The sequence below is a fragment of the Nocardiopsis alborubida genome, assembly GCF_012396365.1.
In the GTDB taxonomy this organism is placed as follows: domain Bacteria; phylum Actinomycetota; class Actinomycetes; order Streptosporangiales; family Streptosporangiaceae; genus Nocardiopsis; species Nocardiopsis alborubida.
This window is the reverse complement of record NZ_JAAXPG010000060.1, coordinates 1-6757: the sequence shown is the minus strand read 5'-3', so window position 1 is coordinate 6757 and position 6757 is coordinate 1. Positions and strand designations below refer to the sequence as shown.

At 70.9% G+C, this 6757-nt stretch carries 6 protein-coding genes and 1 pseudogene; 3 read left to right on the top strand and 4 right to left on the bottom strand.

What is annotated here, in order from left to right; all coding sequences use genetic code 11:
* Window positions 1-215: 215 nt before the first annotated feature.
* The 4 genes from HGB44_RS31330 to HGB44_RS31315 all read right to left on the bottom strand — a co-directional run bounded on the left by HGB44_RS31330 (window position 216) and on the right by HGB44_RS31315 (window position 4425).
* Window positions 216-1283, bottom strand: coding sequence for a M23 family metallopeptidase (locus HGB44_RS31330; RefSeq protein WP_061083723.1), 1068 nt, complete (start codon window positions 1281-1283; stop codon window positions 216-218).
* A gap of 223 nt (window positions 1284-1506) precedes the next feature.
* Window positions 1507-2070, bottom strand: coding sequence for a methylated-DNA--[protein]-cysteine S-methyltransferase (locus tag HGB44_RS31325; RefSeq protein ID WP_168444230.1), 564 nt, complete (start codon window positions 2068-2070; stop codon window positions 1507-1509).
* Window positions 2071-2120: 50 nt separating this feature from the next.
* A complete protein-coding gene (locus HGB44_RS31320) occupies window positions 2121-3803 on the bottom strand; it encodes a DNA-3-methyladenine glycosylase 2 family protein (protein ID WP_061083725.1) in 1683 nt (560 codons plus the stop codon).
* Between the two features lie 181 nt (window positions 3804-3984).
* Entirely contained in the window at window positions 3985-4425 is a 441-nt protein-coding gene (locus HGB44_RS31315) for a hypothetical protein (protein WP_061083726.1), read from the bottom strand.
* A 147-nt stretch (window positions 4426-4572) separates the two neighbouring features.
* On the opposite strand from HGB44_RS31315, the gene HGB44_RS31310 reads away from it, so the two are divergent.
* The 3 genes and pseudogenes from HGB44_RS31310 to HGB44_RS31300 form a co-directional block, all read left to right on the top strand.
* Entirely contained in the window at window positions 4573-4983 is a 411-nt protein-coding gene (locus HGB44_RS31310) for a cobalamin B12-binding domain-containing protein (RefSeq protein ID WP_017568668.1), read from the top strand.
* Window positions 4984-5395: 412 nt separating this feature from the next.
* The gene (gene sucC, locus HGB44_RS31305; protein WP_061083727.1) at window positions 5396-6577 is read left to right on the top strand and encodes an ADP-forming succinate--CoA ligase subunit beta; all 1182 of its coding nucleotides are present in this window, start codon (window positions 5396-5398) and stop codon (window positions 6575-6577) included.
* Between the two features lie 14 nt (window positions 6578-6591).
* Window positions 6592-6757: pseudogene (locus HGB44_RS31300) on the top strand (succinate--CoA ligase subunit alpha); the annotation flags it as partial.

Here is a 6757-nt window from a genome sequence, read left to right as displayed (position 1 = left end):
ACCCGGTCGTTAAGTCTCTTTGCGCTGATGGTACTGCCCTGTGGTGGGGTGGGAGAGTAGGTCGCTGCCACGGTTTTTCTTGAGGGGGGAGGGGTTGCCTTGCGGGGCGGCTTCTCCCCTCTTTTTTGTTGTGGTGGGGGTGGGGTTGTCTTGTCGGGCGACCCCACCCCCCTTTTTCGTGTGCTCACATGTGCACTTGTGAAATCAGCAGGCGCCTAAAACCCGTAGTTGTACATCCAGTTGCCCGGGTAGACGGTTCCGACACCGTTGCGGTAGGCGTAGCCGCCGTAGGCACCGCCCTCCACGAAGGTCCAGCCGCCCAGGGTCCTGCCGTGCAGGGCGACGTACCACCCGGCGGCGTTGGGGTCGCTGTACCCCCGCAGTGAGAAGTGGATGTGCGCACCGGTCGTCGAACCGCCGGCGCAGAGGCTGTTGCCCTGGGTGCCCAGGTAGTGGCCGACCCCGACGTTGTTGCCGGGCAGCCACTGGTAGTTCTCCAGGTGGTAGTAGTCCGTGGAGTACCCGTTGTCGTGGATCACCCGCGTCCAGCCGGTGCACAGGCTGTAGGCGTAACCGCCCCGGGCCGCGCGGGCCTGGCCGCTGCCGCCGGCGAAGTCCACCGAACTGTAGGGATGGCCTCCGCTGTTGCCGTGCGGTCCTCCCGTCATGACCATCGAGGAGCCGATGGCGAACGGCAGCCCGACACCGGTGTAGCTGCTCGTGGAGACGCCGGAGGGGTCCGTCGAGGCGGCGACGGTCTCCCGTTCCTCCTCCTCCAGCAGTGCGGAGTCGGCCAGGATCGAGGAGAACTCCTCGGTCCCCTCCAACCCCACCGTCCAGGTGGAGCCCTCGTAGTCGGCGGCGAACAGCCAGGCGTGGGGGCTCTCGTCGACGTTCATGGGCGCGGTCACGATGGCGACGCCGAACGCCGAGCCTTCGGCGGCCTCGCGGACGTCGACCCGCACGTCGCGCTCCTGGCGGGAGAGTGCGCTGAGGGACGAGTTCCGTGCTCGGAGGACGTCGGCGACCACCGATTCGGCCAGGAGGTCCTCGGCGGGAGCGGCTGCCGAGCCGCCCGGCAGGGTTTCGGCGGTGCCGCCGTCGACGGTGATCTCGACGTTGTCGGCCGAGGCGAGCGGGGTCTCCGCCGGGCTCGGTTGGGCGTGGGCTGCGGAGGAGGTGACGGCCAGGGCGGCCGAGGCCGTGACGGCTACGGCGGTGACACCCAGGGGGCGGGTTCTGGAGAGCAGGGCACGGAGGAAGGCGGTGGCAGGGGGCGGCAACTCTTCTCCTTGTGGGGGCGGAGCCATCGGGACCGTGCGCACAGGGGTGTGGGCGCACAGTTACCGAAGAGTAACGACGAGTCCGTGCCCCGACAAGGGGTGTAAGGGCGGTGCTTCACGCAATGCCGTCAGCAAGAGCCGCCCCCAAGCGCCGCACACAGAGGAAGGCCCCGCTCCCACACCCGGGAACGGGGCCGACGATCTTCCTGCGAGGCCTGCCAGGTCAGCGGATACTGGCGACCCTGCTCTCCAGACCCAGGAGGAACTCCTTGCGCTCCAGGCCGCCCGCGTACCCGGTCAGGGAGCCGTTCGCGCCGATCACCCGGTGGCACGGCACGATGATGCTGATCGGGTTGCGGCCGTTGGCCATGCCCACCGCCCGGGAAGCGGTCGGCCTCCCCAGTTCCTCCGCCAGCTGGCCGTAGCTCGCGGTCTCGCCGAACGGGATGGTCGTCAGTGCCGCCCACACCTTCAGCTGCCACTCGGTCCCCGCTGGGGCCAGCGGCAGGGCGAACTCGCGCAGTTTGCCCGCGAAGTACGCCTTCAGCTGCTTCTCGGCGTCGGCGAACGACTCCCGGTCGGCCACCCAGTCCTGCGGGACCACCCGAGTCCTCCCGTCCTTGGCGGGGGTGAGCACACCGCCCAGGGCCGCACCGTCACCGAACAGGGTCAGTTCGCCCACGGGTGATTCCATCGTCGTGTACCGCGTCGGTCCGGGCAGGGGAGCGCGGAACTCCACCGTCGCCACCCTCGGGGGCGCCTTCGGCTCCACATCGAACGCCAGCATGCCCTGCTCCTCCTGCCACGGCTCTCCGACCGCCTGTGCCTGCTGCGTGCTCATGCCGATTCCTTCCGTTCCTGGCGTTCCTTCGAGCCACCCCGCACGCCTTTCCGCGCGACCACGTCTTCCCGGACGGCCCCGCTCTCCCGTTCACGGTCCGCCAACGACGCCCACAACGCGTGGTTGGCGTAGGAGCGCCACGGGCTCCACGCCCGGGCCTCCCGCGCGGCGGCCGCGGGGGTCGCACGCATGCCCGCGGCCTCCAACGCCATCCGGACGCCCAGGTCGCCGTGCAGGAACACGTCCGGATCACCCAGACCCCGCATGCGCACATAACCGGCGGTCCACGGGCCGATGCCGCGCAGTTCCACCAGGCGCCGTTCGACCTCGTCCCGGTCGCACCCCGGCCCCAGGTCGATCCACCCCGAGGCGATCGCCTCGCACAGTCCCGCCAGGGCGCGTCCCCGCGCGACCGGTATGGAGAAGCCGGTCGGGTCGGCGGCGGCGAGCACGTCAGGAGAGGGAAACACGTGGGTGAGTCCTCCGCCCGGCGCTTCCAGACCCGGAGCGAGCGGTTCGCCGAACCGCTCCACCAGCCGCCCCGCCAGCGTGCGGGCCGCGCGCACCGACACCTGCTGGCCGAGGACCGCCCGGACCGCCAGCTCGGCCGGATCCACGTGCCCCGGCGAGCGCAGTCCCGGGTGGGCGGCCACCATCGGACCCAGGAGCGGGTCACCGCCCAGGGCCTCGGCCACCGCCCGCGGGTCGGCGTCCAGGTCGAGCAGCCTACGGCACCTGCGCACCGCGCTGGTCAGGTCGCGTGCCTCCGACAGCCGCAGACGGCACAGCACGTGCCCCCCGCCGCCTGCGGACGCCCCGCCCACCGAGTGGGCGCTCTCCGTCGAGCGAGGGCTTCCCGCCGCACCGGCACGGCGCGTCCTGCCCGCCCTGGCCCCCTCGGACAGCTCCACCACCGCGGGACCGTGCGCCAGCATCAGCGTCCTGCGGTAGACCCCGTCCCGGTACTCCTCCACCCCCGGCACCGCCCGGTCCCCGAGGAACCTCAGCATCTGGGCCAGGTCGATCGGCTCCCGGTAGGGCAGCCGCAGCGTCACCGTCCCCGGCTCGGTGCCCTCTGGACGGGCACCCGCCGCGCGCGGACCTCCGGAAGCCGAGCCGCGCCCGCTCCCCATGGTCCGCATCTCGCTGGGGGAGCGGTCGAACACCGCGCGCATCGTCTCGTTGAACTGGCGCACGCTCGCGAACCCCGCTGCGAAGGCGACGTCCGCCATCGGCATGTCCGTCGTCTCCACCAGTACCCGCGCCGTCTGCGCGCGCTCGGTCCGGGCCAGGGCCAGCGGCCCCGCGCCCACCTCCGCCGACAGCAGCCGGTTGAGCTGGCGCTCGCTGTAGCCGACCGCCGAGGCCAGAGCGCTGACGCCGCCCCGGTCCACGGCGCCGTCCTGGATGAGGCGCATCGCGCGGCCCACCACGTCGGCCCGCAGGTTCCACTCCGGCGAACCGGGGGTCAGGTCGGGGCGGCACCGCTTGCAGGCGCGGAAGCCCGACTCCTGGGCGGCCGCGGCGGTCGGGAAGAAACGGACGTTGACCCGTTTCGGGGTGACGGCAGGACAGCTCGGTCGGCAGTAGATGCCGGTGGTGCGCACGGCTGTGTAGAAGACGCCGTCGAAGCGGGCGTCCCTGCTGTGTACGGCGCGGTAGCGCTGGTCGTCGTCCATCACGCCATCCATGTTCGCCGACGCGGCACACCGAAGCTGGCGGTTTTCGGACATCGACGCGAAGGCCTCCGGGACTCCGGTGCCCCTCGGCGCCGAGGGACACCGCGAGCCCTGTCGGGCTCCCGGGCCGGCCAGCCCGGAAGGAGCTCACCGGCCCGGAGGACCACCGGCTACGAGGGGTTCAGAGGGCTCCGCCGCGGTCGTCACGCGTCCCGGGCGCGGGGGGGCTTCCTGGGTCGTCCGTACCGGGCACGGGGCCCTCCGCGGTGCTGGTGGCGCCGTTCGTGCCGCCGCGGACCCCGGTGGCTCCCGCGTCCTCGTTCCCGGGCACGTCCTCCGCGGTCTCACCGTGGTCGAGGAGGTACTGCACGTACACCGGGCGCAGCGCCTCCTGGACCTCCGGATCGGCCTCGGCGGACAGCGCCTCGTACACGAAACCGGACAGCTGGGCGACGCTCGCCTCACTGGCCTCCTCGTTGCCCGCCGCCGCCTCGGCGGCGGGGATCAGTCGGAGGAGCCGCCAGAAGAAGCGCAGGTCCCACCGCTGCCGCGCCAGTTCGACTGCGCGGTCCCGCAGGTCCTCCGTGCTGGTCTGGTCGAATTCGGTGACATCGTCTCCCATGTTCGGACGATACCCGTCCCCGCGCCCGCCACCCGACAGTGACCTGCGTTACGCTTCATGCGAGTTCATCGTCTCGTCCCCGCGCACCCGGGGGCCTCCCACAAGGAGGGCCGGGCGGCCGGGGGGAACATTCGTGAGGGGTTTGCCATGGCCGAGGGCGCAGCACGGATCGTCGTAGCGAAACCGGGGCTGGACGGGCACGACCGCGGTGTCAAGATCGTGGCCCGCGTGCTGCGCGACGCCGGTGTCGAGGTCATCTACACGGGCCTGCGCCAGACGCCCGAGATGATCGTGGCGGCCGCGCTCCAGGAGGACGCCGACGCCATCGGGCTGTCCGTGCTCTCCGGTGCCCACATGACCATGTTCTCCCGGGTCCTGGAGCTGCTCAAGGAGAACGGCGCCGAGGACATCCGGGTGTTCGGCGGCGGGATCATCCCCGACGCCGACATCGCCGAACTCGAACGCCTGGGCGTCGCCAAGATCTTCACTCCGGGTGCTCCGACCTCGGAGATCGCCGACTGGGTGCGGGAGAACGTCCGTCCGGCGCACGCGGCCTGACCGCTCTCCGAGCCGTCGGAGTTCCGCTCGACCCCGCCACACCCGGGTGATGTTGGTCGCACCTGCTCAGGGGCCGTGCCCGGGCGAAAAGCGTCCCTGTGGTGTTATGTCGTGTCCCTGGTCACATATTTTCCCACGCGGGTGCTTCCGCGATGCCGCCTGAGCGGCTTTCGGGGCGGACCGGGGCCGGTCAACCCGGGCCCCGGTGTCTGTCGGCCGGATTTCAGGCGACTAAGCTTTGCGCATGTCGCGGGTGGCAACGCCGCGGCGATCTCGATCTTCTGTAAGCGGCGCAGCCCGCGGGGTTGTGCCTCGTGCGCCCCGTGTGACACGTGTCAGCGGGTCACAGCCGATCCGGACGAGGCCACCCCGGTAGACATCCTGAGCCAGCGAGTTACAAGGACGGACCCTCGTGGACCTGTTCGAATACCAGGCGAAGCAACTCTTCGCAGAGTACGGGGTTCCCGTACCCCAGGGGAAGGTGGCGAGCACGGCCGCTGAGGCGCGTGCCATCGCTGATGAGTTCGCCGCCGCCGGCAAACCCCGCGTCGTCGTCAAGGCGCAGGTCAAGACCGGTGGTCGCGGCAAGGCCGGCGGCGTCAAGGTCGCCGACGGCCCCGAGGACGCCCAGGCCAAGGCCGAGCAGATCCTCGGCATGGACATCAAGGGCCACACGGTCCACCGTGTCCTGGTCGAGGAGGCCTCGGACATCGCGGAGGAGTACTACTTCTCCTTCCTGCTGGACCGCGCGAACCGCACCTTCCTGTCCATCTGCTCCGCCGAGGGCGGCATGGACATCGAGGAGGTCGCCGAGACCAACCCCGACGCCGTCGCCAAGTTCGCGGTCGACGCCCTGACCGGCGCCCCCGCCAGCGTCGCGGCGGAGATCGTCAAGGCGGGCAAGCTGCCCGAGGCCGCCGCCGAGGGCGCGACCGAGGTCATCACCAAGCTGTGGGACGCCTTCGTCGGCAAGGACGCCACCCTCGTCGAGGTGAACCCGCTCATCCTGACCTCGGACGGCCGGGTCGTCGCCCTGGACGGCAAGGTCACCCTGGACGAGAACGCCGAGTTCCGCCAGGACCTGGAGAGCCTCACCTTCGCCGAGGAGGGTGACCCCCTGGAGGTCGCCGCCAAGGCCAAGGGCCTCAACTACGTCAAGCTCGACGGCGAGGTCGGCATCATCGGCAACGGCGCGGGCCTGGTCATGTCCACCCTGGACGTGGTCGCCTACGCCGGCGAGGCGCACAACGGCGTCAAGCCCGCCAACTTCCTGGACATCGGCGGCGGGGCCTCGGCCGAGGTCATGGCCAACGGGCTGGACATCATCCTGGGCGACCCCTCGGTCAAGAGCGTGTTCGTCAACGTCTTCGGCGGCATCACCGCCTGCGACGCCGTGGCCAACGGCATCGTCCAGGCCCTGGAGCTGCTTGAGAGCCGCGGCGAGGACGTCAGCAAGCCGCTGGTCGTCCGTCTGGACGGCAACAACGCCGAGCTGGGCCGCGAGATCCTGACCAAGCGGGCCCACCCGGCCGTGCGACAGGTCGACACGATGGACGGCGCCGCCGCTCAGGCCGCCGAGCTCGCGGCGAAGTAGGGGAAACAAACACCATGGCTATCTTCCTCAACAAGGACAGCAAGGTGCTCGTCCAGGGCATGACGGGCTCTGAGGGCACCAAGCACACCCGGCGCATGCTCGCCTCGGGCACCAACATCGTGGGCGGGGTCAACCCCCGCAAGGCCGGCCAGAAGGTCGACTTCGACGGCACCGAGGTGC

Bases quoted from the DNA above. Each gene is read 5' to 3' on its own strand.
- HGB44_RS31325 (WP_168444230.1), bottom strand. From the start codon at position 2,070: ATGCTGGCGTTCGATGTGGAGCCGAAGGCGCCCCCGAGGGTGGCGACG.
- HGB44_RS31320 (WP_061083725.1), bottom strand. From the start codon at position 3,803: ATGGACGACGACCAGCGCTACCGCGCCGTACACAGCAGGGACGCCCGC.
- HGB44_RS31315 (WP_061083726.1), bottom strand. From the start codon at position 4,425: ATGGGAGACGATGTCACCGAATTCGACCAGACCAGCACGGAGGACCTG.
- HGB44_RS31310 (WP_017568668.1), top strand. From the start codon at position 4,573: ATGGCCGAGGGCGCAGCACGGATCGTCGTAGCGAAACCGGGGCTGGAC.